This window comes from Rouxiella sp. T17, assembly GCF_036663475.1.
Lineage (GTDB): Bacteria > Pseudomonadota > Gammaproteobacteria > Enterobacterales > Enterobacteriaceae > Rouxiella.
Map to the genome: position 1 here is coordinate 54,252 of NZ_JAWUEA010000033.1, position 26,435 is coordinate 80,686.

Annotated in this window: 27 protein-coding genes and 1 tRNA gene; 10 read left to right on the forward strand and 18 right to left on the reverse strand. The window is 55.5% G+C overall.

Annotation, left to right across the window (positions count from 1 at the left end; all coding sequences use genetic code 11):
• Window positions 1–52 precede the first annotated feature (52 nt).
• Together mtnC and SC206_RS12680 are read right to left on the reverse strand one after the other, a co-directional pair.
• Entirely contained in the window at window positions 53–730 is a 678-nt protein-coding gene (mtnC, locus tag SC206_RS12675) for an acireductone synthase (protein ID WP_332737766.1), read from the reverse strand.
• Complete coding sequence (locus tag SC206_RS12680) at window positions 727–1,341, reverse strand: methylthioribulose 1-phosphate dehydratase (protein ID WP_332737768.1); 615 nt, start codon at window positions 1,339–1,341, stop codon at window positions 727–729. The genes mtnC and SC206_RS12680 overlap by 4 nt, the downstream gene beginning before the upstream one ends.
• A 240-nt stretch (window positions 1,342–1,581) precedes the next feature.
• Between SC206_RS12680 and SC206_RS12685 the strand changes: the two genes are divergently transcribed.
• The 3 genes from SC206_RS12685 to SC206_RS12695 all read left to right on the forward strand — a co-directional run bounded on the left by SC206_RS12685 (window position 1,582) and on the right by SC206_RS12695 (window position 5,027).
• Complete coding sequence (locus tag SC206_RS12685) at window positions 1,582–2,787, forward strand: pyridoxal phosphate-dependent aminotransferase (protein WP_332737770.1); 1,206 nt, start codon at window positions 1,582–1,584, stop codon at window positions 2,785–2,787.
• The gene (locus SC206_RS12690; RefSeq protein ID WP_332737772.1) at window positions 2,775–3,548 is read left to right on the forward strand and encodes an amidohydrolase; all 774 of its coding nucleotides are present in this window, start codon (window positions 2,775–2,777) and stop codon (window positions 3,546–3,548) included. The genes SC206_RS12685 and SC206_RS12690 overlap by 13 nt, the downstream gene beginning before the upstream one ends.
• 189 nt (window positions 3,549–3,737) lie before the next feature.
• Window positions 3,738–5,027: a glutamine amidotransferase-related protein gene (locus SC206_RS12695; RefSeq protein ID WP_332737774.1), complete on the forward strand. Its 1,290-nt coding sequence runs from the start codon at window positions 3,738–3,740 to the stop codon at window positions 5,025–5,027.
• Here SC206_RS12695 and SC206_RS12700 read toward each other — a convergent pair.
• From SC206_RS12700 to SC206_RS12745, 10 genes are all read right to left on the reverse strand, one after another.
• Window positions 4,984–6,327: a nucleobase:cation symporter-2 family protein gene (locus tag SC206_RS12700; RefSeq protein WP_332737776.1), complete on the reverse strand. Its 1,344-nt coding sequence runs from the start codon at window positions 6,325–6,327 to the stop codon at window positions 4,984–4,986. The genes SC206_RS12695 and SC206_RS12700 overlap by 44 nt on opposite strands.
• 113 nt (window positions 6,328–6,440) lie before the next feature.
• Window positions 6,441–6,776, reverse strand: coding sequence for a hydroxyisourate hydrolase (uraH, locus tag SC206_RS12705; RefSeq protein WP_332737778.1), 336 nt, complete (start codon window positions 6,774–6,776; stop codon window positions 6,441–6,443).
• Window positions 6,776–7,270, reverse strand: a complete 495-nt coding sequence (gene uraD, locus SC206_RS12710; protein ID WP_332737780.1) for a 2-oxo-4-hydroxy-4-carboxy-5-ureidoimidazoline decarboxylase — start codon at window positions 7,268–7,270, stop codon at window positions 6,776–6,778. The genes uraH and uraD overlap by 1 nt, the downstream gene beginning before the upstream one ends.
• Window positions 7,271–7,286: 16 nt before the next feature.
• Entirely contained in the window at window positions 7,287–8,549 is a 1,263-nt protein-coding gene (gene hpxK, locus SC206_RS12715) for an allantoate amidohydrolase (RefSeq protein WP_332737782.1), read from the reverse strand.
• A complete protein-coding gene (locus SC206_RS12720) occupies window positions 8,549–9,805 on the reverse strand; it encodes a pyridoxal-phosphate-dependent aminotransferase family protein (RefSeq protein WP_442976087.1) in 1,257 nt (418 codons plus the stop codon). The genes hpxK and SC206_RS12720 overlap by 1 nt, the downstream gene beginning before the upstream one ends.
• A 24-nt stretch (window positions 9,806–9,829) precedes the next feature.
• Window positions 9,830–10,585, reverse strand: coding sequence for an amino acid ABC transporter ATP-binding protein (locus tag SC206_RS12725; RefSeq protein ID WP_332737784.1), 756 nt, complete (start codon window positions 10,583–10,585; stop codon window positions 9,830–9,832).
• Window positions 10,585–11,235, reverse strand: a complete 651-nt coding sequence (locus SC206_RS12730) for an amino acid ABC transporter permease (protein ID WP_332737844.1) — start codon at window positions 11,233–11,235, stop codon at window positions 10,585–10,587. The genes SC206_RS12725 and SC206_RS12730 overlap by 1 nt, the downstream gene beginning before the upstream one ends.
• 2 nt (window positions 11,236–11,237) lie before the next feature.
• Window positions 11,238–11,903 carry an amino acid ABC transporter permease gene (locus SC206_RS12735; protein ID WP_332737786.1) on the reverse strand — a complete coding sequence of 222 codons (666 nt, stop codon included), beginning with the start codon at window positions 11,901–11,903 and terminating at the stop codon, window positions 11,238–11,240.
• Window positions 11,904–11,944: 41 nt separating this feature from the next.
• Window positions 11,945–12,730 carry a transporter substrate-binding domain-containing protein gene (locus SC206_RS12740; RefSeq protein WP_332737845.1) on the reverse strand — a complete coding sequence of 262 codons (786 nt, stop codon included), beginning with the start codon at window positions 12,728–12,730 and terminating at the stop codon, window positions 11,945–11,947.
• 279 nt (window positions 12,731–13,009) lie between these two features.
• Window positions 13,010–13,849, reverse strand: a complete 840-nt coding sequence (locus SC206_RS12745; protein ID WP_332737788.1) for a MurR/RpiR family transcriptional regulator — start codon at window positions 13,847–13,849, stop codon at window positions 13,010–13,012.
• A gap of 217 nt (window positions 13,850–14,066) precedes the next feature.
• Here SC206_RS12745 and SC206_RS12750 point away from each other — a divergent pair, with 217 nt between their 5' ends.
• The 4 genes from SC206_RS12750 (at window position 14,067) to hpxZ (ending at window position 17,849) form a co-directional block, all read left to right on the forward strand.
• Entirely contained in the window at window positions 14,067–15,653 is a 1,587-nt protein-coding gene (locus SC206_RS12750) for a gamma-glutamyltransferase family protein (protein ID WP_332737790.1), read from the forward strand.
• A gap of 89 nt (window positions 15,654–15,742) precedes the next feature.
• The gene (gene hpxX, locus SC206_RS12755) at window positions 15,743–15,952 is read left to right on the forward strand and encodes an oxalurate catabolism protein HpxX (protein ID WP_332737792.1); all 210 of its coding nucleotides are present in this window, start codon (window positions 15,743–15,745) and stop codon (window positions 15,950–15,952) included.
• Window positions 15,949–17,346: an AtzE family amidohydrolase gene (locus SC206_RS12760; protein ID WP_332737794.1), complete on the forward strand. Its 1,398-nt coding sequence runs from the start codon at window positions 15,949–15,951 to the stop codon at window positions 17,344–17,346. Before hpxX ends, SC206_RS12760 begins: the two co-directional genes overlap by 4 nt.
• A gap of 119 nt (window positions 17,347–17,465) precedes the next feature.
• Window positions 17,466–17,849: an oxalurate catabolism protein HpxZ gene (gene hpxZ, locus SC206_RS12765; protein ID WP_332737796.1), complete on the forward strand. Its 384-nt coding sequence runs from the start codon at window positions 17,466–17,468 to the stop codon at window positions 17,847–17,849.
• Window positions 17,850–18,837: 988 nt separating this feature from the next.
• Here hpxZ and puuE read toward each other — a convergent pair.
• The 3 genes from puuE to SC206_RS12780 are packed head-to-tail and all read right to left on the reverse strand — an operon-like array spanning window position 18,838 to window position 21,318.
• Window positions 18,838–19,779, reverse strand: a complete 942-nt coding sequence (gene puuE, locus SC206_RS12770) for an allantoinase PuuE (protein ID WP_332737798.1) — start codon at window positions 19,777–19,779, stop codon at window positions 18,838–18,840.
• 55 nt (window positions 19,780–19,834) lie between these two features.
• Window positions 19,835–20,578: an aspartate/glutamate racemase family protein gene (locus SC206_RS12775; RefSeq protein WP_332737800.1), complete on the reverse strand. Its 744-nt coding sequence runs from the start codon at window positions 20,576–20,578 to the stop codon at window positions 19,835–19,837.
• The gene (locus tag SC206_RS12780; protein WP_332737802.1) at window positions 20,578–21,318 is read right to left on the reverse strand and encodes a GntR family transcriptional regulator; all 741 of its coding nucleotides are present in this window, start codon (window positions 21,316–21,318) and stop codon (window positions 20,578–20,580) included. Before SC206_RS12780 ends, SC206_RS12775 begins: the two co-directional genes overlap by 1 nt.
• A 189-nt stretch (window positions 21,319–21,507) precedes the next feature.
• On the opposite strand from SC206_RS12780, the gene SC206_RS12785 reads away from it, so the two are divergent.
• Entirely contained in the window at window positions 21,508–23,001 is a 1,494-nt protein-coding gene (locus SC206_RS12785) for an NCS1 family nucleobase:cation symporter-1 (RefSeq protein ID WP_332737804.1), read from the forward strand.
• A gap of 135 nt (window positions 23,002–23,136) precedes the next feature.
• Here SC206_RS12785 and SC206_RS12790 read toward each other — a convergent pair.
• Both SC206_RS12790 and dnaQ read right to left on the reverse strand, forming a co-directional pair.
• Window positions 23,137–23,213, reverse strand: a tRNA-Asp gene (locus tag SC206_RS12790).
• Between the two features lie 230 nt (window positions 23,214–23,443).
• Window positions 23,444–24,193: a DNA polymerase III subunit epsilon gene (gene dnaQ / locus SC206_RS12795; protein WP_332737806.1), complete on the reverse strand. Its 750-nt coding sequence runs from the start codon at window positions 24,191–24,193 to the stop codon at window positions 23,444–23,446.
• Between the two features lie 70 nt (window positions 24,194–24,263).
• Here dnaQ and rnhA point away from each other — a divergent pair, with 70 nt between their 5' ends.
• Window positions 24,264–24,731 (forward strand): ribonuclease HI, encoded by a 468-nt coding sequence (gene rnhA / locus SC206_RS12800; RefSeq protein ID WP_332737807.1) that lies wholly within the window; start codon window positions 24,264–24,266, stop codon window positions 24,729–24,731.
• 125 nt (window positions 24,732–24,856) lie between these two features.
• Here the strand turns inward: rnhA and SC206_RS12805 are convergent, their stop codons facing one another.
• The gene (locus SC206_RS12805; protein ID WP_332737809.1) at window positions 24,857–25,594 is read right to left on the reverse strand and encodes a class I SAM-dependent methyltransferase; all 738 of its coding nucleotides are present in this window, start codon (window positions 25,592–25,594) and stop codon (window positions 24,857–24,859) included.
• Window positions 25,595–25,638: 44 nt separating this feature from the next.
• Between SC206_RS12805 and gloB the strand changes: the two genes are divergently transcribed.
• Complete coding sequence (gloB, locus tag SC206_RS12810; protein ID WP_332737811.1) at window positions 25,639–26,394, forward strand: hydroxyacylglutathione hydrolase; 756 nt, start codon at window positions 25,639–25,641, stop codon at window positions 26,392–26,394.
• The last annotated feature ends 41 nt before the right edge of the window (window positions 26,395–26,435 follow it).

Here is a 26,435-nt window from a genome sequence, read left to right on the forward strand (position 1 = left end):
GCAAACTCCTGGTTAGTGAATCAAATCGTTAATCATTCAAACCATTAATCAATTAAACAATGACGACCTGATCAAAACGATTAACCTGCTTGTGATCGCTCTCTTCGTCAGGCTCGTCGCGAATAAGCTGACAGGTCAACCAACCGGCCTCGCGCGCCGCGTCCAACTCTTGACGAACGTCAGATAAAAACAGAATGTCGGCAGCCGGCAGACCCAGCTGTTTCGCAATATTTAGATAAGAGGTGACCTCGCGCTTGGCCCCTACTCGCGTATCGAAATACTCGGTAAACAGCGGCTGCAAATCGCCCTCTTCGCTATAACCAAACAATAACTTTTGTGAATCCACCGAGCCGGATGAATACACATAAAGCCTGATCCCTTCCTGCTGCCACTGCACCAGCTGCGGCGTGACGTCGGGATATAAATGTCCCCGGAAATCCCCTTCCGTGTAACCTGTGCGCCAAATAATGCCCTGCAACGTTTTTAGCGCAGGGGATTTTTCGTCTTTATCCATATAAACGTAGAGCTGGTCCACCAGGTCGACGATCGCGGCTTGCGGTTCGTTCATCTCTTCACGCAGGGCGTCGAGCGCCTGCAATACTTCTAAGTCCTGAGCATGCTGGGTAATAAAATCAGCGAGTCGCGCGCGGGCATAGGGAAAAAGTACCTGATGCACAAAGCGGATGTCGGTGGTCGTCCCTTCAATATCAGTGACAATGGCTCGGATCATTTGGCCTCCAACAGGCGAAGTTGCAATTCACATTCGAACAAAAATTCCAGTCCTTCCAGATGACGGCGCGCCTCGGCAACATCTTTGCCCCAGCAGGTCAGGCCGTGTCCGCGGATCAGGAATCCATAGTGTAGCGGATGTGTTTGCGCCCATTTGGCAATCTCGGCTGCCAGAGCCGGAATATCCTGACTATTGTCGAAAATTGGGATTATTACCTGCTCCAAATGGCTACTTTGGCCCGCCAGAGACTTTTGCATCTCATAGCCTTGCAACACCAATCCATTGGAACGCTCGACGCGCGAAAGCACCGTCGAATTCACCGAATGCGTATGCAAAATAGCGCCGACGTGAGGATCCAGCCCGTAAACCAGCGTATGCAGCCCGGTTTCGGCAGAAGGTTTTCGGCCACTCGGCACGCGATTGGTCGCAATCTCGACCTGCAAGAAGTTTTCCGCCGTCAGCTGCCCTTTGTCTTTGCCCGATTCGGTTATCAAACAAAAATGGCTATCTTCGCGCACGGACATATTGCCGCCCGTTGCCGGACACCAACCTTTCTCGCCAATCCAGTGGCAGGCGGCCAACAGGGCCTCGAGAGGATTTTTTTCGCTCATTGTTATTCCTGAAAGCCATGCGTTGAAGGAAGTATATCGCGCGCAAAATGGCTGTTTAGCGTGATTCGCTATGAGCTAGACTAAAAAGCTATTTAGCCGTTTAACCATCTATGCGTCTTGATTGCCAAATATTATCATCGTGCGGTAGTATCAACAAACAGGTATCGCCCATTTGGACTCGGCAAAGCAGTTTTCCGAGCCCCTTTTATCGCGCTAAAAGCGACTGGAGCAGGAACAGCCATGACGACAAACACCACAACACCATCCGCATCAGCGACTACCGCCACAACGAGCGCCGCGCTTATTCCACAGAGCAAACTGCCCGCGCTGGGCACCAATATTTTCTCGCAGATGAGCGCGCTGGCGCAAAAGCACAACGCAATCAATCTGTCGCAGGGCTTTCCCGATTTCGATGGTCCGGAATATCTGCGTCAGCAGCTGAGCGTTCACGTCGCGGCAGGCTCGAACCAGTACGCGCCGATGACCGGTACGCCTGCGCTGCGCAACGCTATCGCCGATAAAACCGAGCTGGGCTATGGTTATCGTCCCGATGCCGAAACCGACATTACTATTACCTCCGGTGCGACCGAGGCGCTCTATATTGCGATAACTGCGCTGGTCTCGCCGGGCGACGAAGTGATCAGTTTCGACCCAAGCTACGACTGTTACGCGCCTGCGGTTCAGCTGGCGGGCGGCGTAAGCAAGCGTATTCAGCTGCTGCCGCCGGAGTTCAAGGTTGACTGGTCACACTTTGCCGACCAGATTACCGATCGCACCAAAGTGATCATCATTAATACGCCGCACAATCCGACCGCGACGGCCTGGACTCACAGCGATGTCGATCGCCTGTGGCAAATCATCGCCGATCGCAATATTTTCGTGATTAGCGACGAAGTGTATGAACACATTTGTTTCGCCAAAGAGGGTCACGCCTCCGTGCTGCGCCACCCCGAGCTGCGCCAGCGCGCCATTACCGTCTCCTCGTTCGGTAAAACGTTTCACATGACCGGCTGGCGCGTGGGTTACTGCGTGGCGCCAGCGGCAATCAGTCTCGAGCTGCGTAAAATCCACCAGTTTCTAACCTTTGCGATTACCACGCCGGTGCAGCTGGCGCTGGCCGATATGCTGCGCGAACAGCCTGAACACTGGCAGGAACTGCCGGAATTTTATCAGGCCAAGCGCGATCGTCTGGCCGCCGGTTTAGCCAACAGCCGCCTTAAAGTGTTGCCAAGCGAAGGCACCTATTTCCTGCTGGTGGATTACAGCGCCGTCTCCGATCTCGACGACGTAGCCTTCTGCCATTGGCTGGTTGAGCACGTGGGCGTGGCGGCGATCCCGCTGTCGGTATTCTGCGCCGATCCTTTCCCGCACAAACTGATTCGCCTGTGCTTCGCCAAGAAAGAAGCCACGCTGGACGCCGCCGCGGAGCGCCTGTGTCAACTTTAAAAATTTCAGTATTACAGCAACCGTTAGTCTGGCTCGACGGCGAAGCCAACCTGAGCCATTTTGATTCGCTGCTCGGCTCGCTGCTTAATCGCGACCTGATTGTGCTGCCCGAAATGTTTACCACCGGTTTTGCCATGCAGGCGCCGGGCCGCGCGCTGCCTGAATCGCGGGTCATCGAGTGGCTCCAGCAGTGGGCGAACAGGCTAAATGCGATGATTGGCGGCAGCGTGGCGCTTGCTACGGCGAAAGGAGCAGTGAATCGATTCCTGCTGGTGGAGCCGAATGGCGAAGTGCATCGCTACGATAAACGCCACCTGTTCCGCATGGCGGGCGAGCACAACTATTATGTGGCGGGTACGCGTCGCGAAATCGTTGAATGGCGCGGCTGGCGAATTCTGCCTCAGGTGTGTTACGACCTGCGTTTCCCGGTCTGGTCGCGTAACAATCAGGATTATGATTTGGCGCTTTACGTCGCCAACTGGCCTGCCCGTCGCACGCATCATTGGCAAACGCTGCTCACCGCGCGCGCCATTGAAAATCAGGCCTACGTCGCCGGTTGTAATCGGATTGGCGACGACGACAATGGTCATCATTACAGCGGCGATAGCTTAATCATCAATCCGCTCGGCGAAGAGCTGGCGCGTGCTGAACCCAGTGCAGCGATGATTATCGAAGCCGAACTGTCGCTCGAAGCCCTACAGGAATACCGCGAGGCGTTTCCGGCGTGGCGCGATGCTGACCGCTTTCAGCATCAAGAGTAATAGCAACAGTGATAAAAGCGCTGTTTGATCAAAAAAGCCTGAGAAGTCGTCGCCATCGTGGCGGCGATAATCAGGCTTTTGCGTTAATGATTCTGATGTTTGCAAAGTGTAAAGCTTTCTCTTTCTGCGCCAGCTGGTGTAATTCTTGCATCCAATACCCCCTGAAAATCATCTGACAGAGGGTAATTCATGACTATCACTTTTATTGCACACACCACACCTGAACCGGCTTTTTATGGTGCGCTGGCGGCGATATTTGCTGAATCACGGGCATTGCCGCTGTGTCACTTGCCGGTCAGCTATGACAGCAAACGTTTCATCAATGCGCGTCAATATATCTCCGCCGAGGGCGAGCAGGTCAGCAGCGGATTACTGTGGCTCGAGCGAATCAGCGGTCACGGCGCGGCGGCGGAATCCGACCTGCAATCTCTATTAAATCGGGCAGTTAAAGAAGATATTGTTGTCCCGCTTTCGCAGTCACTCACCTCGCCGTGCTATCAGGATCTGATCCGCACGATCGCTGAAAAAGGGATCGCGATCGACTCCCTAAAGGTGGTCAAAAGCGGCGATCTTTATCAGCTCGAAGAGTGTGAAGGCGGCAAAATACGCAGCCAAAGCTGGGCAAGAGATAGCTTTGGTCGCTGGGTTTCCCGCACCATGAATCAGCCGGTAATGCGCGCCGGCAAGCACCTGCGGCTGGCATTATTGGGCGAAGCCAGCGAGCATCGCGACAGCTATCCTGCCACTTTGGCTGCACTCGGAGACGCCGCCGATGCACTGGCAATGAACATTGAGGTTATTTACCTTTCGTCTTCGCTGGTCGGCAGTCAGTTGGAAAGCACGCTGTTTGACGTCGATGGCATTATTTTGCCGGGTCTTGTAGTTCAGGGGGGCGAAAACAGTCAGGCCAGCATCGCCAGCCAGCTCACGGTGGCGAAATGGGCGCTGGACAACCAAACGCCGATTTTAGGCCTTAACGGCGGCATGCACCTGCTGGTCGCGGCGCTAGGGCAGCAGATTCTGGGTGAAGAGGCGATCGCCATGCCCGGACCTTCGGCGCTTAACGCGCGACCTTTCAGCCTGCCGCTCGAGCACGAAGCTACGCATCAGGGCAACTATCGCGTGATATTTCAAGCGGGCAGCCGAATGGCGAAGATGATGGGTAAAGAGGCGAAACTGCGCTACAACCAGCGCCGCAGGCTGAATCCGCAGCTGCTCGACGAGCTCGCCTGCGCGGGTTTGCAGGTTAGCGGTAGCGACGAAACGGGCCTGTCGGCAGAGTCGGTCGAGCTGGAAGGTCATCCGTTTTTTGTCGGCGTGCAGGCAAATCCAGAGTTGCAGTCACGGCGCGAACGTCCGCATCCTCTGCTGATGGCGCTGTTGCAGCAAATGCGCCAGACCAACAGAGAGCGGGACGTGAGCCACGATGCGTTTACTAAGAGTGTGCGGTTAAAGCATCCACATTTTTTAATGGGTTAAACAACGCGTTCAACGTCAGTGCTGCCAGGCAGGCGGCGCTAATGCCCGAATGCAGCAGCGTTTGCACCCACGTCGGGAACTGATCGTAGAAACTTGGCATCACGATCGGGATCATCCCGAAGGCGATAGACGTCGCCACCACCACCAAATTCATATTGTCTTTATAATCGACCTTCGACAGCGTGCGAATTCCGCTGGCCGCCACCGATCCAAACAGTACCACGCCCGCCCCGCCCAGCACCGGCGAAGGTATTGCCGCAACAATCGTGCCTAATCCGGGCAGCACGCCGAGCGCCACTAAAATTACGCCACCGGCCGCCACCACGAAGCGACTTTTCACGCCGGTCAACGCCACCAGCCCGATATTTTGTGCGAACGAGCTCTGCGGGAAGGAGTTGAAAACCGGTGATAACGCGCTGCTCAGCATGTCGGCGCGCAGGCCTTTGGCGATGCGTTTTGAATCGACCGGCGAGCCGACGATTTCGCCGATCGCCATTAATCCCGCCGTGGTTTCTGTTAATAAAACCATAACAATCAACAGCATCGACAGAATTGCCGCCAGATTAAACGTCGGCAGGCCGAAAGCAAACGGCGACGGCATCGCTAACATTGGGCCATGACCCAGCGTGGAAAAATGCGTTTTGCCGAGGAAAATCGCCACCACGGTTGCCAGCACCATCGCCAGCAGCACCGAAATTCGGCCAATGGCGCGATTACCAAAACGATTGAGCAGCAGAATAACAGCTAGCGTAAAAGCGGCCAGCCCGATATTCCCCGTCGAGCCCCAATCGGCGGCGTGCGAATTGCCGCCCATCGCCCAGCGCACCGCCACCGGCATTAATGACAGGCCAATAACGGTCACCACCGTGCCCGTCACGACCGGCGGGAAAAAGCGAATAATTTGCGCAAAATAGGGGGCGATCAGCAGGCCGATTAATGAAGAAACGATCACCGCGCCAAACACTTCCGGCAGACCGCCGCCGCCCGTGGCGAGGGTTACCATAGTCGCGACGCCCGCGAAAGAGACGCCCTGCACCAGCGGCAGGCGCGCGCCAAATCCCGGCACGCCGAGCGTTTGCAGCAAGGTTGCCAGCCCGCTTACAAACAGCGCGGCGGTGATGAGCATGCCAATCTGCGCGGTGTCTAAACCGGCCGCGCTGCCAATAATCAGCGGCGGCGCGATAATGCCGCCATACATGGTGAGAATGTGCTGCAAGCCGTAGGCGAAGGTTTTACCCAGCGGCAAACGCTGGTCTTCGGGGGCGAGTGAAACGGCTGTCGGTTTGGTCACGTCATTCATGTTGGCAACTCCCGGCGGTCAATTTTTTGGTAAGCGATTTTTTTGGTAAGCAATTTTTTGGTAAATATGTCTCGACAGTCAGCTAGCGCGATTGGGTCACTTGGGTATGAAAATCAACTGCCGCGATAGGTGGAATAGGAGTACGGGCTGAGCAAAATCGGCAGGTGATAATGAGGCTGACCGGCAGAAATATTGACGTCGATAATCGCCAGGTTATAGAGCGTTTCGCGCCCATCTGCGGAGAAATAGGCACCAACGTCGGCGTAAAGCCGATAATTACCCGCCGCTACGCCGTCTGGCGTTAACGTGGTGACACGCCCGTCGGTGTCTGTGTTGGCTTCACCGATTTTAGTCGCCGTGTCGCCTTCGATTTTCTCCAGCCAGACGCGAACCTGCGCTGCCGGTTTGCCAAGGGAGGTATCTAGAATATGGGTGGTTATTTTGCTCATCAGTTCACTAACTCCTTAAAACGCAGCACGGTAATCTGCTGAAGTTGTTCGGCGGATTCCCGCCATTCCTGCGCGTCGCTGTTTTGCTGGCGGCGATGTAAATGCTCGAGAATTTCAGCGGGCGTGCGGCCTTTTGCGCGGATCAAAAAAACGCGGCCAAAACGTTGTTCATACTGCTGATTGCCCTGCAACAGCGCGTCGGCGGTTTGCTGCTCGCCCAGCCCGAGCGATGCCTGCTCGGCGCGGGAAAGGTCGGCTTCTTTACTGTTGCCCGCCATGCGTTCGCCAATACGCGGATGACTCGCCAGCGCGCGGCTCACCGCCTCGGGCTGCCAATCGTGACTGGCCGTGGTCGCCGCGCTGATAGCTTCATCAACCGAAGCAAACGGCCTTGCCTGAATCATCGCCTCGACCCATTCGGCAATGTTGACGCACGGGGTTAACGCCGCGCGCGCCGCGCTGTCAGGCAGCTGATTAAATTCCTCTAACGTCATCTTTCTTTCCTTGTCATCACGCGTCGTGGCGGAAACTCAGCACCGTGTCGATGTAGGCCTGCGTGGCGTAGGCGACATCTTCGGCGGTCACGGATTCGTCAGGATGATGGCTGATGCCGTCTTTGCAGCGCACAAACAGCATGCCGACCGGCCAGCGTTCGGCGATGGCGATAGCGTCGTGGCCGGCACCGCTCGGCAACAGCATCGCCTCGCCCTGCAAGGCTTCTACGCTTTGCGCCAGCTTTTGCTGGAGCTGTGAATCACAGGCGGTGGCCTGAATGCCGTAAAATTGCTCCGCTGCAAAGGTCAAACCACGGCGGGTGGCAATCTGCTGCGCCTTGTCGAGCAGCGTGCCGAGCAGTTCGGCCAGCGCGCCATCTTCAGGACCGCGCACGTCGAGGGAGAGTTTCACTTCACCCGGAATCACATTCACCGCGCCGGGCAAGGTTTCGAGCTGTCCGACCGTCGCCACCAGATTATTACCGCGCGCGGTGGTCAGCGTTTCAATCGCCACTATCCATTCGGCGGCGGCGGCCAGCGCGTCTTGACGATGGCCCATCGGCACCGTGCCCGCGTGACCGGCGTGGCCGACAAAACCACAGTTCAGGCGGCGCGCGCCGTTAATCGCGGTCACCACGCCCAGTGGCAACTCGGCGGCTTGCAGGCAAGGACCCTGCTCGATATGCAGCTCAAGGTAGGCGCAAAAATCATTCACATCGCGCTGCGCGTTAAGGATGTCGATCGGATTCAACCCCAGCCCGAGCATCGCCTCTGCAACGGTAATTCCCTGCGCATCTTTCCGTTGCAGCCAATCCTGCGGCCAGGTGCCGGTCAGCCCGCGACTGCCCAGCAGCGTAATGCCAAAACGGGTGCCCTCTTCGTCGGCGAAACCAACAATTTCTACCGCCATCGGCAGGCGAATTCCGTGCTCATTGAGGTGAGTGATCACTTCAATGGCGGTGAGCACGCCCAGCGGACCGTCGTAACGTCCGGCGTTGCGCACGCTGTCGAGATGCGAGCCGAGCAGCAAGGCGGGCGCGTCGGGATCAAGCCCCTCATAGCGGCCGCAAATATTGCCGACGCTGTCTTGCCACGTCGTCATGCCCGCCGCCGCCATCCATTCGCCCACCACGCGGTTGGCCTGAATGTGCTGCGCGGAGAGATAAACGCGCGTCAACTGACCCGACGTTTCACTCAGTTCGGCGAGGGTGTCACAGCGCGCCATCACTCTGAGCGCGGCCTGTTCAGCCTCGGTACTCAACGGGAGGGCTGCTAACATTACTGGCCTCCTGCCACGCTGTTTTTGCTGGAATAGTGATCCCACGCGGCCTGCGACCCTGCGCCATATTTGGACGCAAAGCCCATGTGATTCAGCACGGCTTCGAGCGCCACCAGCGTTTGCATCACGCAGTCTTTGCGGGCGTTGTAACCCATCGTGCCGATACGCCAGATTTTGCCGCTCAGCGGACCAAACGAGGTGCCGATCTCGATGCCGAAATCGTTGAGCATTGTTGAACGAACCTGCTCGCCGTGAACGCCCTGCGGAATAACCACGCCTAACACGTTGTTCATTCGATGGTTTAAATCACCAAACACTTCCAGCCCCATGCCCTGAATACCGGCCAGCATCGCGTCGCCGTGCAGTTTGTGGCGCGCAATCGTGGTATCTAAACCTTCTTCAAGGATGACGCGGGCGCATTCGCGGGCGGCAAACAGCATGCTGGTCGCTTCGGTGTGGTGGTTCAGGCGCTCTGGACCCCAATAATCCATGATCATCCCGAGATCAAAATAGTTGGAGTAGATCATCTCATCGTCGCCGTCGGCGTGCGCGGCGGTGCGGATCCCCTCTTCAACACACTTGCGGCGGCGGATCTGCTCCTCAAATTTCGGGCTAATCGTCACTGGCGAGCTGCCAGACGGGCCGCCGAGGCATTTTTGCAGACCGGCGGACACGGCATCGATTCCCCACGCGTCGGTTTCCAGCGCGTTACCGGCAATCGACGCGGTGGCGTCGCAGTAAAACAGCACGTCGTGACGACGGCAGATTTCACCCAACTGCTCCAGCGGTTGCAGCATGGTGGTCGACGTATCGCCCTGCACGGTGAGCAGCCAGCGCGGTTTGACCGACTTAATCGCGTCTTCAATCTGTTGCGGATCAAAGACTTCGCCCCACGGCACTTCAATGGTGTGCACTTCCGCGCGACAGCGGCGGGCAATCTCGCACAGCAGATGTCCGAAACGGCCAAACACCGGCACCAGCACTTTATCGCCCGGACGAATGCCCGACAGCAGCACGGCTTCGATACCGGCGCGCGAGGTGCCGTCAATCAGGAAGGTCCACTGGTTTTCGGTCTTGTAGATGCCGCGATACAGCGCCATCACTTCATTCATGTAGTGAGTCATCGCCGGATCGTACTGGCCGAGCAGTTGGCTCGACATCGCGCGCAGCACGCGCGGATCGGCGTTAATCGGGCCCGGCCCCATCAGCAGGCGGTTAGGCGGATTGATTTGACCAAATTTTGAGATATCCACGATAATTATCCTTTTGAATCGATGAATTTATACGGCTGCCGGGGACTCGTTAAGCCCACGCACGGTAGCAATAAACTGTTTTAATTCCGGGGTTTGCGGGTTAGCAAACAGTGCGCGACTTTCGCCCTGCTCCCAGACGGTGCCCTGATGCATAAACACCACGCGGTCGCCAACTTCGCGCGCAAAGTTCATTTCATGGGTCACCAGCACCAGCGTCATGCCTTCTGCCGCCAGCTGCTCCAATACTTTTAACACTTCTCCCACCAGCTCGGGGTCGAGCGCGGAGGTAATTTCGTCGCACAGCAACACTTTCGGGTTCATCGCCAGCGCGCGGGCAATCGCCACGCGCTGTTGCTGGCCGCCGGAAAGATTGCCGGGATAGTAATCGACCCTGTCCGCCAGCCCGACCTTGGTCAGCATCTGGATCGCCAACTCGCGGCATTCGGCGGCGTTTTTGCCCAGCACGCGGCGCGGGGCGAGCATCACGTTTTCCAGCGCGGTCATGTGCGGGAACAGGTTGAAGTTCTGAAACACCATGCCGACCGAGCGGCTGATTTCGCGCGCCTGCTGGTCACGGCTGGTGATGGTCATGCCGCCAAGCTTGATGCTGCCTTCCTGATAGGCTTCGAGGCCGTTCATGCAGCGCAGCAGCGTACTTTTTCCCGATCCGCTGCGACCGATGATGCAGATAACTTCACCGCCCTCGATATCCAGATCCACGCCTTTCAAAACATGATTCTGACCATAATATTTTTGAACCTGATTGATCGTGATCAGCGGCATTATTTTTTATCTCCAAGCAGGGTTCTTTCCAGATAATGGCTATAAAGGGAAAGCGGATAACACATCAGGAAGTAGCCGCAGGCGACCAATCCAAAGACTTTAAAAGGTTCATAGGTGACGTTATTCAGCATCGTGCCGGCCTTGGTCAGCTCGACGAAGCCGATAATCGACGCCAGCGCGGTGCCTTTAATCACCTGCACCAGAAAACCTACAGTTGGCGCAATCGCGATTCGCAGCGCCTGTGGAGCAACGACGCGCCACAAGGTTTGACCAAAACTTAGCCCCAGACAGCGGCAGGCTTCCCATTGGCCTTTCGGCAGCGCGTCGATGCTGCCGGACCAGATATCCACCAGATAGGCGCTGGAATAGAAGGTCAGCGCGAAGGCGGCGGCGGTCCACGGACTGACGTTGATACCAAACAGTCCGAGGCCGAAAAAGGCCAGAAACAGCTGCATCAGCAGCGGCGTGCCCTGAAAAATTTCGACATAAACGCGGACCACGTTTACCAGCCAGCGGCGGCGGGTCAGGCGCATCAAAATCAGCGGCAACGTCACCAGCGTGCCGCCGATAAACGCCACCAGCGACAGCAAAATCGTCCAGCGCGCGGCCAGCAGCAGGTTGCGCAGGATGTCCCAATCGGTAAAGGCCATCATCAGCTGTAACTCCCAAAGAAGCGGCGACCCACGCGCAGCAGCAGTTGGCGCATGGCGATCGACAGCGCCAGATAAAACAGCGTACACACCAGATAAGTTTCAAAGCTCAGGAAGGTGCGCGACTGAATCAGGCTGGCGACAAAGGTCAGCTCCTGATACGACACCTGCGACACCACCGAGGAACCGAGCATCACGATAATGCACTGACTGACTAATGCCGGATAAATTCGCTTCAACGACGGCGGCAAAATCACCCGTAAAAAGGTTTGGCTGCGCGTTAAGCCCAGCACGCGTCCGGCTTCCCACTGCCCTTTCGGCGTGGCTTGAATGCCGGCGCGAATAATTTCCGTACTGTACGCGCCCAGATTGATCAGCATTGCCAGCAGCGCGGCCTCACCGGCGGTCAGCTTCAGGCCCAAGGTTGGCAGCCCGAAGACGATGAAAAACAGCTGTACCACAAAAGGCGTATTGCGAATCGCCTCAACGTAAACGCCCCACACGCGGCGCAGCGCGACACTGTTTCCGCTACGGATCGCGGCACCGCAAATACCCAGCGCAATGCCGCCAATCGTTGCCATAAACGTCAGCTCAATGGTGGTCCACAGGCCGCTGAGCAGCTGCGGCAAATAGGGCCAAAGTGCAGCGAAATTAAGCTGATAGGTCATGAAGTCTCTCCGTTGCGCACGCGTGTTTCATTCATGACCTCTTAAGCACCCAAATTGGCTGGCAGCGGGGCTTTCATCCATTTTTCAGAAAGGTTGTTCAGCGTTTTATCTTTCAACGCTTCGTCGATCAGCCCGTCAACCTTGGCTTTCAGCGCTGGCTCGTCTTTACGCATGCCGATAAAGCACGGCGAATCTTTCAGCAACACCTTGGATTCCGGCGCTTTTTGCGGATTGGCACGCGCAATGGCCGCCACCACTAAATTACCGGTGGCGATAAACTGCACCTGACCCGACAGATAAGCCGACAGCGTGGTGTTGTTGTCTTCATAACGTTCGATTTTGGCCTCTTTCGGCGCAATATCGGTCAGCACCAGATCTTCAACCGCGCCGCGCGTGACGCCGATAGATTTGCCGGAAAGCTGCTTCACATCGCTGAGCGCGTCGCCTTTCGCGCCAAACACGCCAAGAAAGAACGGCGCGTAAGCCTTGCTGAAGTCGATCACTTTTTCGCGCTCTGGATTTTTACCCAGGCTTGAAATCACTAAATCGACCTTATCGGTTTGCAGATAAGGCACGCGGTTGGCGCTGGAAACCGGCACCAGCTGCAACTTAAGTTTCATCTTGGTGGCCAGATACTGCGCCATGTCGATGTCATAACCCTGCGGCTGCATGTCGGTGCCGATGGAGCCAAACGGCGGGAAGTCTTGCGGAATGGCAACCCGCAGCACGCCGCGTTGTTCGATGTCTTTCAACTGATCGGCCATCGCCAGCGGTGCCTGAACCATCAACATTGCTGCACCAACCCACGCCAACAACCGTTTGTTCATTTTCATTCTCGACTCCCCGGATTAATAGTTTATGAAACGATAGATTCTTATGCCATGCATTCTGCAACTAATGTGCCAATAAATAAAAATGGCGCTGGATAAGGAGTAAACGCAGGGAGAATCAAGGAGGAGAGCGAAAAACAGGCTGGAATCAGCGGCAAAAACTCGCCCCATCGCGGGGCAAAGTGATAGAAATAGGAAAGTTAGCGCGCACTTTAATTGTGCAAAAGCACCAATTCGGGGCTGCGCCTTTTCGGAAACCGAGCGTTTTAGCGCCAATTAGCGCTGTTCAAGCTCATCGAGATCGTTATACAGCTCGGTAATCTGATGAATTCTTTGGCGACCCGATGCCAGCATTTCGTGCAGCAGCGCGTTGCTTAACAGGTTGGCGAGACTCATCGCAGCGGAATAGGAGTCGAAGGCCGACACGCTGTCGAGCGAGGCGGCGAGATGCCAGCGCGCCAGCGGGATAAGCGACTGCGCCTGCGGCTCGCAAATCAGCAATACCGGCACATTCATCTGCTGCAACTGAGTCAAAATGGCCCGCGTGGCGCGCGGACGACGGCGGAAAGCGACCATCACCACCACGTCCTGCGGGGATAAATCGACCAGCTCTTCGGCCAGCGTTTGCCCCGGCTGCGGCATCATCGACACCTGCTGGCGCACCTGCAATAGCTGCTGGCGCAGGTGCAGCGCGACCGGATAACTGTTGCGCAGCCCCACCAGCCGCACCTGACGTGCCAGACTCAGCGCGGTAATAACGGCGGTAAACTGATTGCCGTCAATCTGATTAATCCATTGGGTCAGGTTGGCCATTTCCTGCTTGTAATGGCGCGACAGCAGCGTGTTGCCCTGCACGGCGTCGCGGCTGTCGGTTAGCGGCATTCCGCTCTGGCGCAGGGTTCGCACCTCGTCGCGCATGTCGCGATAGCTCGGATAACCCAAACGTTTGAACAAACGGCTGACGGTGGCTTTCGACACGCCGCTCAGCCGCGCCAGCTCGGCGCTGTTGTAGCTCATCAGGTCGTCGATATGATCGAAAATAAAGTCGGCAACCCGCTGCTCCTGCGGCGTGAGCTCGGCATAATAGCCGCGCAGGCGTTCATCGATCTGTTTCATCTGCTGCATCCTGTAACCAATGTTTCAGCCGAAGATATCACGCGCGGCGATTTTCGGAAGCAGATAATTTTTTAGCGCCGCCTTCTGCTTTTGTTCACAATTTTGAAAAAAGATTGTCTCTCCTACCCGTTTCTGGAACAGCTCTTGCTTATCTTTAAACAGAAAGCAGAAAAACATTAACGAGAAAAAACGGCTCCTTGGAGCAAGAGGACTTGGCATGATTAACAGTAACAGCGCACCGCTCGGCATGGCGGTCACGCCCCACCATCTCGCCAGCCAGAGCGCGCTGGCAGTGCTGCGCGAAGGCGGGAACGCGATTGAGGCGATGGTCGCCGCCGCCGCAACCATTGCCGTGGTTTATCCGCATATGAACGGCTTGGGTGGCGACGGTTTCTGGCTGATCGTGCCGCCGCAGGGTAATCCGGTGGCGATTGACGCCAGCGGGGCCGCCGGTTCGCTGGCATCGCTCGATTTTTATGCCGGTGAATCGCACATTCCGCATCGTGGCCCGAAAGCCGCGCTTACCGTTGCAGGCACCGTCGGCGGTTGGCAGGAGGCATTAAACGTCTCGGCTGAGCTGGGTGGCGAGCAAAAACCGCTTGCCCGCCTGCTGCGCGACGCCGTGCGTTACGCGGCGGACGGTTTTCCAGTCACCGCTTCACAGCAGGCCGCGACCCAAAGCAAGCGCGACGAGCTGGAATCCATCCCGGGTTTCGCCGAGGTTTTCCTGCCGCACGGCGAGGTGCCGCCGTGCGGGCATCGTTTTACGCAACCTAAAATCGCCGCCACCTTATTACAGCTGTGCGACGAGGGATTAGAGAGCTTCTATCGCGGCGAGTTGGCCGCCAGCATAGCCGCCGACATGAAAAAGCTGGGCATGCCGATCACCGAAAATGATTTGGCCGCCTACCGGCCGCAGCGCCGCACGCCGCTGAAACTCAAGCACAGCAAGGGTGAAATTTATAATCTGACGCCGCCGACGCAGGGTCTGGTTTCGCTGGCGATTCTTGGGCTGACCGACAGGCTCAATCTCGCCGCGATGGACGAAGGCGCGACCATTCACTCCATCGTCGAAGCGACCAAGCTGGCGTTTGGCCTGCGCGACCGCTTTATTACCGATCCGCGCATGATGACCCAAGACGCGCAGGCGTTGCTGGACCCTGCCTATCTCGACGCGCTGGCAACCCGCATTAATCCGCATCGCGCCGCCGATTGGGGCAAAGGCAAAGGTCCGGGCGACACGGTTTGGATGGGCGTGATGGACAGCAGCGGGCTTGCCGTCTCCTTTATTCAGAGCATTTATCACGAATTTGGCAGCGGCGTGGTGTTACCCAACAGTGGCGTAATGTGGCAAAACCGTGGCGCATCATTCTCACTCGACGCCGAACATTTGCTGGCGCTGGCCCCGGGCAAACAGCCGTTCCACACCTTGAATCCTGCTGCCGCGCGCCTGTATGACGGCCGCACCATGGTCTATGGCTCGATGGGCGGCGACGGTCAACCGCAAACGCAGGCGGCAGTGTTTATCCGTCACGTGATGCAGGGGAAATCGTTGCAGGAATCGATTAGCGGGCCACGCTGGCTGCTCGGACGCACTTGGGGGCAAAGTTCAGATTCATTAAAACTCGAAAGCCGTTTCAGCCACGCCACGCTGGCAGGTTTGCGTCAACGTGGTCACGAGGTCGAAATGCTGCCGGAATTCAGCGAGGCGGTAGGTCACGCGGGCGCGATTGTCCGTCACACCAACGGTATGTTTGAAGGCGCGTCAGACCCTCGCAGCAACGGCAGCGCGGCCGGTTTTTAATCCGTAGCCAATCGTACCCAATCCGTACCTAATCCGTACCTGATTACGTCATCAGAAAAGAACATAAGACAGCAATGAAAGGAGACATCATGAAAACCCCCTCTTCTAAATCGGCGACGCCGACAGCCGATTGGGCAGCCTACGTCACTCAAATGGAAGCCGTGTTGGCGCTGGATCTCGACGACGCGCGCCGTCAAGAGTTGCTGACCCAATTTACCCGCATCGCGCAGATGGCGCAGCCGTTGATGGATTTGCCGCTCGATTCACGCCTTGAAGTTGCGGGAGTATATCGCGCATGAAATCTTTAGCTCAGGCCAGCATTCACGACATTCAGCAGGCATTAAAAAGCGGCGATATTTCGGCGCAGGAAATCGCCCGGCAGACGCTGGAAAATATCGACAAGGCTAACCCGTCGGTCAATGCCTACACGCACGTCACGCACGAGCGAATGCTGAGCGAAGCGGAAAAAATCGATAAACTGCGGGCCAGCGGCGCGGCCCTGCCGCCTCTCGCGGCGGTGCCTTACGCGGTGAAAAATCTTATCGATGTCACCGGCGAAGTGACCTTGGCGGGCGCCAGCCTTAACAGCAGTAATCCGGTTGCCAAACAGGATGCCTTTGTCGTCTCGCGCCTGACCGAACAAGGCGCGCTGCTCTCCGGCATGCTCAACATGGATGCCTACGCCTACGGTTTCACCACTGAAAACAGCCATTACGGCGCGACGCGAAATCCGCGCGACCTCTCTCGAATCGCAGGCGGATCGTCGGGCGGATCGGCCGCTGCCGTGGCTGCCGGTTTAGTGCAATTTACTTTAGGCAGCGATACCAACGGCTCGATTCGCGTGCCTTCTTCGCTCAGCGGCATTCTCGGCTTGAAACCGACCTTTGGCCGAATTTCGCGCCATGGCAGCCAGCCGTTTATCGCCAGCCTCGATCATTTAGGGCCGATGGCGCGCAGCAGCAGCGACCTGTCGCTGGTCTATGACGCGCTGCAAGGAACAGATCCGGCCGATAATTTTCAAGCCGACAAGCCGACGCGCATGACATTTTCCGAGCTGTCGCGCGGGCAGGAAGGGCTGCGCACGGCGGTACTCGGCGGATTTTTCAATACCTGGTGCGACGATAATGCCAAAGCGGCGGTGAAAAGAGTCGCGCAGGCGCTCGAGGCGCAGGATGAAGTCGAGATGCCGCAGGCTGAACTGGCGCGTTCGGCGGCGTTTATTATTACGGCGTCGGAAGGCGGCAACCAGTATCTGCCGCTGTTGCGCACGATTCCCGAGCAGTTTGAGCCGCTGTCGCGCGAGCGTTTGCTGGCCGGCGCGATGATTCCGGCGGCGTGGTATGTGCAGGCGCAGCGTTTCCGCCAGCAATTTCAGCAGCAGGTGTTGCCGATGTTCGAGCATTGGGACATTCTGATCGCCCCTTCCACGCCATGTCCGGCGACCCTGATTGGTCAAGAAACCATTGATATCAATGGCGTTGCGTTGCCAACCCGCGCCAGCATGGGCATGCTGAGTCAGCCGATTTCGTTCCTCGGCACGCCGGTGGTTTCTGTGCCGTTAACTACGGCCAACGGTTTGCCAATCGGCCTGCAATTGATTGCACCGCCGTGGCGTGAAGATTTGTGCCTGCGCGCGGCGTGGGCGTTGGAACAGCAGGGGATCGTCAGCGTCAGCAGCTCGCCGATTGTCTGACAGAAACGTTTGAACGAACCTAAGCGTTTAAACGAACCTAAACGTTTGAACACATAGACTAAAGTTAAAAGATTAAAAGTTAACGCACTATTAGCCGTTAGCGAACAACCGAGATAATCATGAAAAGTGAACATATTGATCGCCCTGCTATTTTGGCCGAGGTTAACGCAGCGTTCTATCGTTATGAAAAGGCGTTAATTACCAACGACACTGTGGTACTCGACGAGCTGTTTTGGCACGACCCGCGTACCGTTCGCTATGGCGCGAGTGAGAATCTGTACGGCATTGAAGAGATCCGCGAGTTTCGCGCCTCGCGCCCGTCGCAGGGTTTGGATCGCGCCTTGCAGAATACGGTGATCACCACGTTTGGCGATGACATGGCGGTTGCCAGCACGGAGTTTACGCGCGAAGGCAGCGACAAGATCGGTCGTCAGATGCAGACGTGGGTGAAGATGCCGAGTGGCTGGAGGATAGTGGCAGCACAAGTTAGTTTGATGGTTTGACCGATCCATTTCGGTTTTAGATTTGGAATCTAAAGGCAATTTTCTTAGGTCAAAATCTTTTGGGTCAAAGTCTTTTGGGTCAAAATCTTTTGGGTCAAGGTCTTTGAATTCAACTGCATGCGCTTCGCTTACTGGGCGCTGGCCCAGACCAGGCAGAAGGTGCTTTAACGAGCACCCTCTGCACTCCCGCGTTTTTCTTCCACAGCTGCAACTTGAGGACTAAATCCGTAGATCTTTCCAGTTGCCACAGCGAGTGGCGTTGGTCGCGGTGCTTCGCACTCCCTTCATTACGTTCGCAAGCCAAAAACGTCTTGCTCGACTCCATTCCGCGCCGCCCTGAGGCCGCCAATTACAACACTTAAAGTAAGGGCGGATACTCTTGGGCGGTCAAGGGCCGATCCTTCAACCCTTCAACCCTTCAACCCTTCAACCCTTCAACCCTTCAACCCTTCAACCCTTCAACCCTTCAACCCTTCAACCCTTCAACCTAAAATTTATTGTTTATTGAGAAGACTTAAAGTTAAAAACTTTTATTTACCTAATTTTCATACTGATAATCAACTGAGTTTTTCCTGATTTTTATCCGATGTTGCTGATTCTTCAAACAAAGGTTGAGCGAGCGGCCCCTGACCGCTTAAAAGTATCCGTTTTCTCTTGTTGAGCTGTAATTGGCGGGATCAGGGCGGCGCTGAATGGAGTGATTTGAGACGTGTTTGGCTCAAATCCGTAATGAAGGGATGGCGAAGCCGCGCGACCTACGCCACGCGCGGGAATTTCTGGAAAGATCTCCCTTTGTAGTCCTCAAGTTGCAGCTGTGGAAAAAAAAGCGTGGGATTCTCAAGGGTGTTCGCTTTGGAACATCCTTGAGGCGGTCTGCGCCGCCGCGCAGTAAGCGAAGCGCATGCTTTTGATTTTGATTTTGATTTTAAAGAAATTGAATCTAAAGATTTTGACCTAAGAAAATTGCCTTTAGATTCCAAATCTAAGATCAGGAGCTTGGGTGCTCCCGCACCCAGTGTTCCGCTATATCCTGCCGTTTGCAGATCCACACCTGCTCGTGTGACTGAACATAATCCAAAAACCGCTGCAATGCGCGGAAACGCCCCGGGCGGCCCAAAATCCGGCAGTGCATGCCTATCGACATCATCTTCGGTGAGGTTTCTCCCTCGGCATACAACACGTCGAAACTGTCTTTGAGATACGTGTAAAACTGCTCCCCCGTGTTGAAACCCTGCGGCGAAGCGAAACGCATGTCATTGGTTTCAAGGGTGTAAGGGATAACGAGATGCTGCTTAACCTCGCCGGAATCGAGGGTGACAGGCGTCCAGAAAGGCAGATCGTCGCCGTAGTAATCGCTGTCATACTGGAAACCGCCGTGTTCGGCCACCAGCTTGCGGGTGTTGGGGCTGTCGCGGCCGGTGTACCAGCCAAGAGGCTTGTTGCCGAACAGGTCGCCGAGAATGGCGACGGCTTTGCGCATGTGTTCCGCCTCTTCGGCTTCGCTCATGTCTTGATAATGAATCCAGCGCCAGCCGTGGCTCACGACATCGTAATCGGCCTGCTTGATCGCTTCCACCACCTCGGGATTACGCGCCAGCGCCATGGCAACACCAAACACGGTTAACGGTAATTCGCGTTTTTGGAACTCCTGATGAATACGCCAGAAACCGGCGCGCGAGCCGTATTCATACAGCGAATCCATCGACATGTGGCGATCGGGAAAGCTTGCCGCGCCAATAATATCAGAGAGAAACTGCTCGGAACCCGCGTCGCCGTGCAGCACGTTATTCTCGCCACCTTCTTCATAATTAAGCACAAACTGCACGGCTATCCGCGCGTTATTCGGCCAGTTGGCGTGAGGCGGACGACCGGCGTAGCCAATCAGGTCGCGTGGATAATCGCGGGTAAAGCCGTAATCAATATCAGACATAAGGTTCTCTGCTCATCGCGGGTTGTTTGGTTTTTTAAACTTTTCAGGAACAAGATTAGCTATTTAAGTCTTTGAGACGTCCAGACAGCGGTTTGGCCAGCGGATAATCGAGGTCGCCAAATTTGCTGGTGGTTAAACGTAAGGCGTGCAGCGATTCGATCAGTTTTACTGCGGCGCTCACGCCGTCAATCACCGGAATACTAAGCTCAAGCGTCAGCTCCTGTGCCAAATCGGCCATGCCGCCACAGCCGAGCACGATGGCGCCGCTGCCGTCCTGCTGTTTGGACTTGATGCACTGCTCGCGTACTTTTTGCTGCGCCAAGCCGCTGCCGTCGTCGAGAGAAAGCACGGGCAGGTCGATGGCGTGCAGCGCGGCGCAGTGGCGATCAAAACCGTATTGATGCAATAAATGACGGGCGATCGTCAGCGTACGGGGCAAGGTAGTGACGATGGAAAAACGCGTCGCCACCAGCGTCGCCATGTGCATCGCGGCTTCGGCAATGCCCACCACCGGCGCGCGGGCCAACTCTCTCGCCGCCAATAAACCCGGATCGCCGAAACAGGCAATAATGTGTCCATCGACGCCGGCTTCGCGCCCGACTTTTACCTGCTGCAAAACGCCTAGCGTGGCGATTGCCTCATCAAAATGCCCTTCTATCGACGGCGCGCCCTCTTCGGGACACACTGCCACAATTTCCGTTCCCGGCGAGGCGACCTGACGCGCGGTTGCGGCCATGACTTCGGTCATGCCGAGGCTGGTATTGGGATTAATTAATTGTATACACAGCGGCGAAGACATCAGTGAGTTTCCTTATCTTTGGCGGGTTGCAGCGCCACGCCGGAAAACAGCTGGCTGAAATCGGGGGTCGGGCCTTCGCTGCTCTCGAAACGCAGGCTGGCGACGATAGTGTCAAAATGGTGCGCCATTTTTTCGGCCAGCGCGGCGGCGTCACGTTTTTTAAGCAGCGCGAGCAGTTCGTCGTGATCGTTACAGCGGCAACCCTGCTGCCACGGCGCGCCCCAGGCGGCAATCGCCAGCGAGGAACGCAGCGTGAGCTGCGAAACCGTTTCGGTCAGCACTTTATTACCGGAAATGGCCTGCAACTGAACGTGGAACGCGGCTGAAAGACGGATCGCCGCGGTGCCGTCACGATCTTCATGGGCGCGCTGCTCTTCAAGCAGGATCTTTTTCATCGCGGCAAGATGGGTGGACTGGCAGTGCGCTACCACTTCCGTCATGTTGGCGCATTCCAGCAGCTTGCGGGTGGTGAATACGCTGCGTGACTCTTCTTCGTCTGGCGTGGTGACGTGCGCACCGCGTTTGGGCAACAGCGTGACTAATTGCACTGCGGCGAGGCGTTGCAACACGCGGCGGATGCCGGTTCGGCTGACGGAAAATGCCTCGGCCAACGCTTCTTCAGGCAATTTATTACCGGGCAAAAGCTTGTGTTCGACGATGGATCTTACCAATGCGTTGTAGATGTGGTCGTCCTTATCCTCAGTAAAATAAGCCGTATTCAGGCCGTTCCAGCTGGTCATCTTGACTACTCCGTATACCGAACAGATAACTTATCGTATACATGAAATTATTTTTTTGTATACAAAAAATGAAATTTGGCCTAATTCCTGCAACCCGATTTGGGTGATGTGAATTTAACTGATTTTTTTGGATTACCGATTGCCGGTTTCCCACTTATCAAATTGTTCTTTATGACAGGAGCACGATTTATGCCAAAACAGAATAATACCTCTGAACAGAGCGCAGGCATCATCAAGCCGCACTACAGCCCAAGGCTCTGCAATGACGATTTGGCGCCAACGCGCGACCAGAATTGGAGTTGGTACAATATTTTCTCGTTCTGGATGTCGGACGTGCACAGCATGGGCGGTTACGTGGTGGCCGCGAGCTTCTTCACGCTCGGGCTGGCGAGCTGGCAGGTGCTGATTTGTCTGCTGTGCGGCATTTGCATCGTGCAACTGTGTGCCAATCTGGTGGCGAAACCGAGCCAGCAGGCGGGCGTGCCGTATGCCGTTATCTGCCGTCAGGCGTTTGGCGTGTTCGGGGCGAATATTCCGGCGGTGATCCGCGGGCTGATTGCCTTTGCATGGTACGGCATTCAAACCTATCTGGCCGCCAGCGCGCTGATGCTGGTGATGCTGAAGTTTTTCCCGTCGCTGAATCCGCTGACCGTGCCGCATTGGCTGGGTCTGTCGGCGCTCGGCTGGATCTGCTTTGGCGTGATGTGGGTGCTGCAGGCAATCGTGTTCTGGAACGGCATGGCGGCGATTAAGCGTTTTATCGATGTTGCAGGTCCGGCGGTTTACGTGGTCATGCTGGCGCTGGCAGGCTGGATTGTGTACAAAACCGGCTTCAGCAACATCTCTTTCACGCTGGGCAGCAAGACGCTGACCGTGGGACAGCAAACGTGGGAGATGATTACCGCAACCGCGCTGGTCGTTTCCTACTTCTCCGGCCCGCTGCTGAACTTTGGTGACTTCTCGCGTTACGGTAAAAGCATGAGCGAAATCCGTCGTGGTAATCGCTGGGGCCTGCCGTTTAACTTCCTGCTGTTTTCCATCGTCACTGTGGTGATTGTTTCGGGTACGCAATCGCTGTTTGGCACCATGATTACCGATCCTATCGAAACCGTAAGCCGCGTAGGCAGCAGCGTTGCCGTCGCATTGGGCTTGCTGACGATGATTATCGCCACCATCGGCATCAACATTGTGGCTAACTTCGTCTCACCGGCCTTTGACTTCTCCAACTGCTCACCGCAAAAAATCAGCTTCCGCACGGGCGGGATGATTGCGGCAGTAGGTTCCGTGCTATTAACGCCGTGGAACCTGTTCCAGTCGCCGGAGCTGATTCACTACACGCTCGACGTTTTGGGTGCGTTTATCGGGCCACTGTTTGGGATTCTACTGGTGGATTACTATCTGATTAAACGCGGACAGCTGGACGTTGACGCGCTGTTTAACGCGACGCCGTCGGGCCGCTATTGGTATCGCAACGGTTTCAACCCGAAAGCCATCGGTTCGTTGATTCCTGCGGTGGTGATTGGTTTGGTCATCAGCTTTACGCCAAGCCTGCACGCGGTGGCCAACTTTAGCTGGTTTATCGGTGCTTTCCTGTCGGGCGGCTTCTATCGCGTTATTGCCCGTCACGATCGCGTGGCCGATCACTCCCTGGATTTCGTCAAAGCCGAGTTGGGTAAAGAATGAGTTTTGAAGCTTTCTTTTTGAAAGTGAAAAGTTTGGAAGTAAAAAGTTTGAAAGTGAAAAGTTTGGAAGCAAATAAATAGAAGGGAGTAAAAACAGCGAAGCCCTGAATCATTGCTGATTCAGGGCTTCTGAATGTGGCGGAACGGACGGGGCTCGAACCCGCGACCCCCTGCGTGACAGGCAGGTATTCTAACCAACTGAACTACCGCTCCACTTTACTGCTGTTTACTGCTGTTCCGTGTCACTGGAACGAGGCGAATATTACGGTTGGACGTGAGTTCCGTCAATCTCTTTTCTGCCAGAAAAATCTGATTGCTCAGTATTTCCGCAGCCTGCTTAAATTGACGTCACAAACGCGTTACTTTCTATTCAATTAACAGTCAGCAACCAGCAACTAACACCCCATCTAGCCAACCAACGTATTCACTATTCGCTTATCGGCCTATTCGCTGGCTGGCTCTTCAGGACGCCACAGACAGCTGCCGCCCTTTTTCATCACTAAATCCAGTCGTGATTCATGCGCGGTCAACTCTTCATCGCTGGCAAGCAACACTTTCAAACCCGACGCCGGACGCAAAATACGCTGGATATCCTGCCCGTCCGCGCCGGTATTCTGTTCGCCTTCGTGCGAGAATTTAATGATAGTCTGCCCGCCGGTCATCATCAGATAGACTTCGGCCAGGATCTCGGAGTCAAGCAAGGCGCCGTGCAGCGTTCGCTTACTGTTGTCTATCAGATAGCGATCGCTCAGCGCGTCAAGGTTGTTGCGCTTGCCGGGAAACAGCTTGCGCGCCATGAACAGGCTGTCGGTTATCTTGCAGAATGTCTCGGTTTTGGGAATATCGCGGCCAAGCATGCCGAACTCGTAATCCATAAAGCCGATGTCAAAGTTCGCATTATGGATGACCAGCTCGCCGCCGCGAATAAACTCGAGGAACTCGTCGGCGATGTCGCCAAAGGTCGGCTTGTCGGCAAGAAACTCGTCGCTGATGCCGTGTACGTTAAAGGCTTCAGGATCGATCAGGCGATCGGGCTTGAGATAGACGTGGAAATTGCGACCGGTCAGACGGCGGTTGATCACCTCGACGGCGCCAATTTCAATAATGCGGTGCCCTTCATAATGGACACCCAGCTTGTTCATACCGGTGGTTTCGGTATCGAGAACAATCTGTCGGGTTGGAGTAGTTAGCATATTGCAGTGCTCATAGCGCTCGTTTATGTCAGACTTGGCTTTTACATTCTGATGGAAGAGTCTACCAGAGATGCGCAAACAGGTAGAAATTTTCACCGACGGATCTTGCCTTGGCAATCCGGGACCCGGTGGTTACGGCGCAATTTTGCGCTACAAAGAGCATGAAAAACCGTTCAGCGCGGGTTATCGGCTGACGACAAATAATCGAATGGAACTGATGGCCGCCATCGTGTCGCTCGAAGCGCTGACTACGCCCTGCGACGTGACGCTAAGCACCGACAGCCAGTATGTGCGTCAGGGGATCACGATGTGGATCCACAACTGGAAAAAGCGCGGCTGGAAAACGGCCGACAAAAAACCGGTGAAAAACGTCGACTTATGGCAGCGCCTCGACGCCGCGATTCAGACTCACACGCTGAACTGGCTGTGGGTGAAAGGCCACGCCGGACACCCTGAAAACGAACGTTGTGACGAACTGGCGCGCGTTGCGGCGGGTAATCCAACGCTCGAAGATGTGGGTTACGAGCCGACAAAGTAACGCCGTCTATCGCGCACGGTGCTTTTGCTGAAAGCTTTTTGGTTAACGCTTTTTGCTAAACGTTTTTCACGTATAAAAACAGGGCCGTGCGCGCTATTACTTTTTCAAACTTCTTTTATCGTCGCCTATTTGCGGCGATCGTCGTCGTGTTCTTCGCGATAACTCTTGCTGGCTCCCACCGTTTGCGTTAGCGATTGTCGTCGGGCATGGACCTTTTTAGCCGTCGGAAGCAGCGGCAGCGTTCTTTTACGCGCAACAATCACCGTCATACATCCTAGCGCCGGCAGGTGATCGCCGAGCAGACGCCCGCCGTGCCGATGCCAAGGCAGCACCTGAAACCGCGATTTAAACATCACCTCGTAATTGAGCAGGCTAAGCCAGTCGATAAGCCGCGTCTGACTAAACATCCGGCTGGCAAAAGGCTGGCGTTTGCGCAAAAAAGGCAGGCACTTTCCCATTCCGAGCAGGCTGAAAGGGGTAAATCCGCTGATAACGAGCCAGCCATCATCAATTAAAACCCGGTCGACCTCGCGCAAAATACGGTGCGGATCGGTGGCGTAATTCAGGGTATGACACAGCAGGCAGGCATCTACCGACTTCTGCTCGAAGGGTAAATAATACGGGTCGCCGCGCACCTGCAGGTTGTTGCCTTCGGGCGCAACGTTGACCTGATGCGAGATAGGACAGGCCTCGCTGTTGATTTCGGCACTTAAATTGCCCACTTTTAATAGATGAAAACCGTACAACTTGCTCCACCAGGGTTGCAGTTGTCGTTCAAGCGCGGCACGGTAGTACTCACCACGGGGAATTTCATCCCAGGATGAAGGCACCACCAGCATTTTGCGAATATGTGCTGACTTCATAATTTGTATTCAACTTTCAGGTGTTTGCCCAACAGGAGTTTGTCATGAATCTTATCAGTATTCCGGCCTTGCAGGACAATTACATTTGGTTGCTTGATGACCAGAAAGGTCACTGTGTGATCGTCGATCCGGGTGAAGCGCAGCCCGTTCTCGATGCCTTGACCGATCGGAATTTAACGCCTACGGCAATCATGTTGACTCATCATCATGGCGATCACGTTGACGGCGTACGGGCAATTATTAAGCAATTTCCTGCTGTAAAAGTGTACGGCCCTGAAGAAACTTCGAGCAAGGGCGCTCAGATAATTCTTAAAAGTGGCGATCAGGTCGAAATCGGTGGGGTAAAGTGGTCTGTTTTTGCTACGCCCGGACACACTTTAGGTCACATTTCATACTATAGCGCGCCTTACCTTTTTTGTGGCGATACGATGTTTTCGGCGGGTTGCGGTCGGCTGTTTGAAGGCACGCCCGAGCAAATGTACCAATCGTTTCAACGCCTAGCGGAACTTCCTGACGATACGCTTGTCTGCTGCGCGCATGAATATACAGTCTCAAATCTTAAGTTTGCACGCTCGATTCTACCGGACGATTCCGATATCGCGGCACATGAACAAACCGTTCTGGATAAGCGCAAAAACGGACAATCATCCCTGCCTACAACCCTCGGTTTAGAACGTAAAATCAACCTTTTCTTACGCTGTGATGACGTTGATTTACATAACAATTTAAACGTTAACACAACCATTACACCTGACTGGCAGGTTTTTGCCCGTTTACGTCAACTCAAGGATAGCTTCTGAAGCTTTTAGTTGTCTTTTTTGGCAAGGCAAAGTAGTATTGC

What these genes read in the sequence shown, in the direction of transcription:
- mtnC (WP_332737766.1), bottom strand. Translation starts at nt 730, where the DNA reads ATGATCCGAGCCATTGTCACTGATATTGAAGGGACGACCACCGACATC.
- SC206_RS12680 (WP_332737768.1), bottom strand. Translation starts at nt 1,341, where the DNA reads ATGAGCGAAAAAAATCCTCTCGAGGCCCTGTTGGCCGCCTGCCACTGG.
- SC206_RS12685 (WP_332737770.1), top strand. Translation starts at nt 1,582, where the DNA reads ATGACGACAAACACCACAACACCATCCGCATCAGCGACTACCGCCACA.
- SC206_RS12695 (WP_332737774.1), top strand. Translation starts at nt 3,738, where the DNA reads ATGACTATCACTTTTATTGCACACACCACACCTGAACCGGCTTTTTAT.
- SC206_RS12700 (WP_332737776.1), bottom strand. Translation starts at nt 6,327, where the DNA reads ATGAATGACGTGACCAAACCGACAGCCGTTTCACTCGCCCCCGAAGAC.
- uraH (WP_332737778.1), bottom strand. Translation starts at nt 6,776, where the DNA reads ATGAGCAAAATAACCACCCATATTCTAGATACCTCCCTTGGCAAACCG.
- uraD (WP_332737780.1), bottom strand. Translation starts at nt 7,270, where the DNA reads ATGACGTTAGAGGAATTTAATCAGCTGCCTGACAGCGCGGCGCGCGCG.
- hpxK (WP_332737782.1), bottom strand. Translation starts at nt 8,549, where the DNA reads ATGTTAGCAGCCCTCCCGTTGAGTACCGAGGCTGAACAGGCCGCGCTC.
- SC206_RS12725 (WP_332737784.1), bottom strand. Translation starts at nt 10,585, where the DNA reads ATGCCGCTGATCACGATCAATCAGGTTCAAAAATATTATGGTCAGAAT.
- SC206_RS12730 (WP_332737844.1), bottom strand. Translation starts at nt 11,235, where the DNA reads ATGGCCTTTACCGATTGGGACATCCTGCGCAACCTGCTGCTGGCCGCG.
- SC206_RS12735 (WP_332737786.1), bottom strand. Translation starts at nt 11,903, where the DNA reads ATGACCTATCAGCTTAATTTCGCTGCACTTTGGCCCTATTTGCCGCAG.
- SC206_RS12740 (WP_332737845.1), bottom strand. Translation starts at nt 12,730, where the DNA reads ATGAACAAACGGTTGTTGGCGTGGGTTGGTGCAGCAATGTTGATGGTT.
- SC206_RS12745 (WP_332737788.1), bottom strand. Translation starts at nt 13,849, where the DNA reads ATGAAACAGATCGATGAACGCCTGCGCGGCTATTATGCCGAGCTCACG.
- SC206_RS12750 (WP_332737790.1), top strand. Translation starts at nt 14,067, where the DNA reads ATGATTAACAGTAACAGCGCACCGCTCGGCATGGCGGTCACGCCCCAC.
- hpxX (WP_332737792.1), top strand. Translation starts at nt 15,743, where the DNA reads ATGAAAACCCCCTCTTCTAAATCGGCGACGCCGACAGCCGATTGGGCA.
- SC206_RS12760 (WP_332737794.1), top strand. Translation starts at nt 15,949, where the DNA reads ATGAAATCTTTAGCTCAGGCCAGCATTCACGACATTCAGCAGGCATTA.
- hpxZ (WP_332737796.1), top strand. Translation starts at nt 17,466, where the DNA reads ATGAAAAGTGAACATATTGATCGCCCTGCTATTTTGGCCGAGGTTAAC.
- puuE (WP_332737798.1), bottom strand. Translation starts at nt 19,779, where the DNA reads ATGTCTGATATTGATTACGGCTTTACCCGCGATTATCCACGCGACCTG.
- SC206_RS12775 (WP_332737800.1), bottom strand. Translation starts at nt 20,578, where the DNA reads ATGTCTTCGCCGCTGTGTATACAATTAATTAATCCCAATACCAGCCTC.
- SC206_RS12780 (WP_332737802.1), bottom strand. Translation starts at nt 21,318, where the DNA reads ATGACCAGCTGGAACGGCCTGAATACGGCTTATTTTACTGAGGATAAG.
- SC206_RS12785 (WP_332737804.1), top strand. Translation starts at nt 21,508, where the DNA reads ATGCCAAAACAGAATAATACCTCTGAACAGAGCGCAGGCATCATCAAG.
- dnaQ (WP_332737806.1), bottom strand. Translation starts at nt 24,193, where the DNA reads ATGCTAACTACTCCAACCCGACAGATTGTTCTCGATACCGAAACCACC.
- rnhA (WP_332737807.1), top strand. Translation starts at nt 24,264, where the DNA reads ATGCGCAAACAGGTAGAAATTTTCACCGACGGATCTTGCCTTGGCAAT.
- SC206_RS12805 (WP_332737809.1), bottom strand. Translation starts at nt 25,594, where the DNA reads ATGAAGTCAGCACATATTCGCAAAATGCTGGTGGTGCCTTCATCCTGG.
- gloB (WP_332737811.1), top strand. Translation starts at nt 25,639, where the DNA reads ATGAATCTTATCAGTATTCCGGCCTTGCAGGACAATTACATTTGGTTG.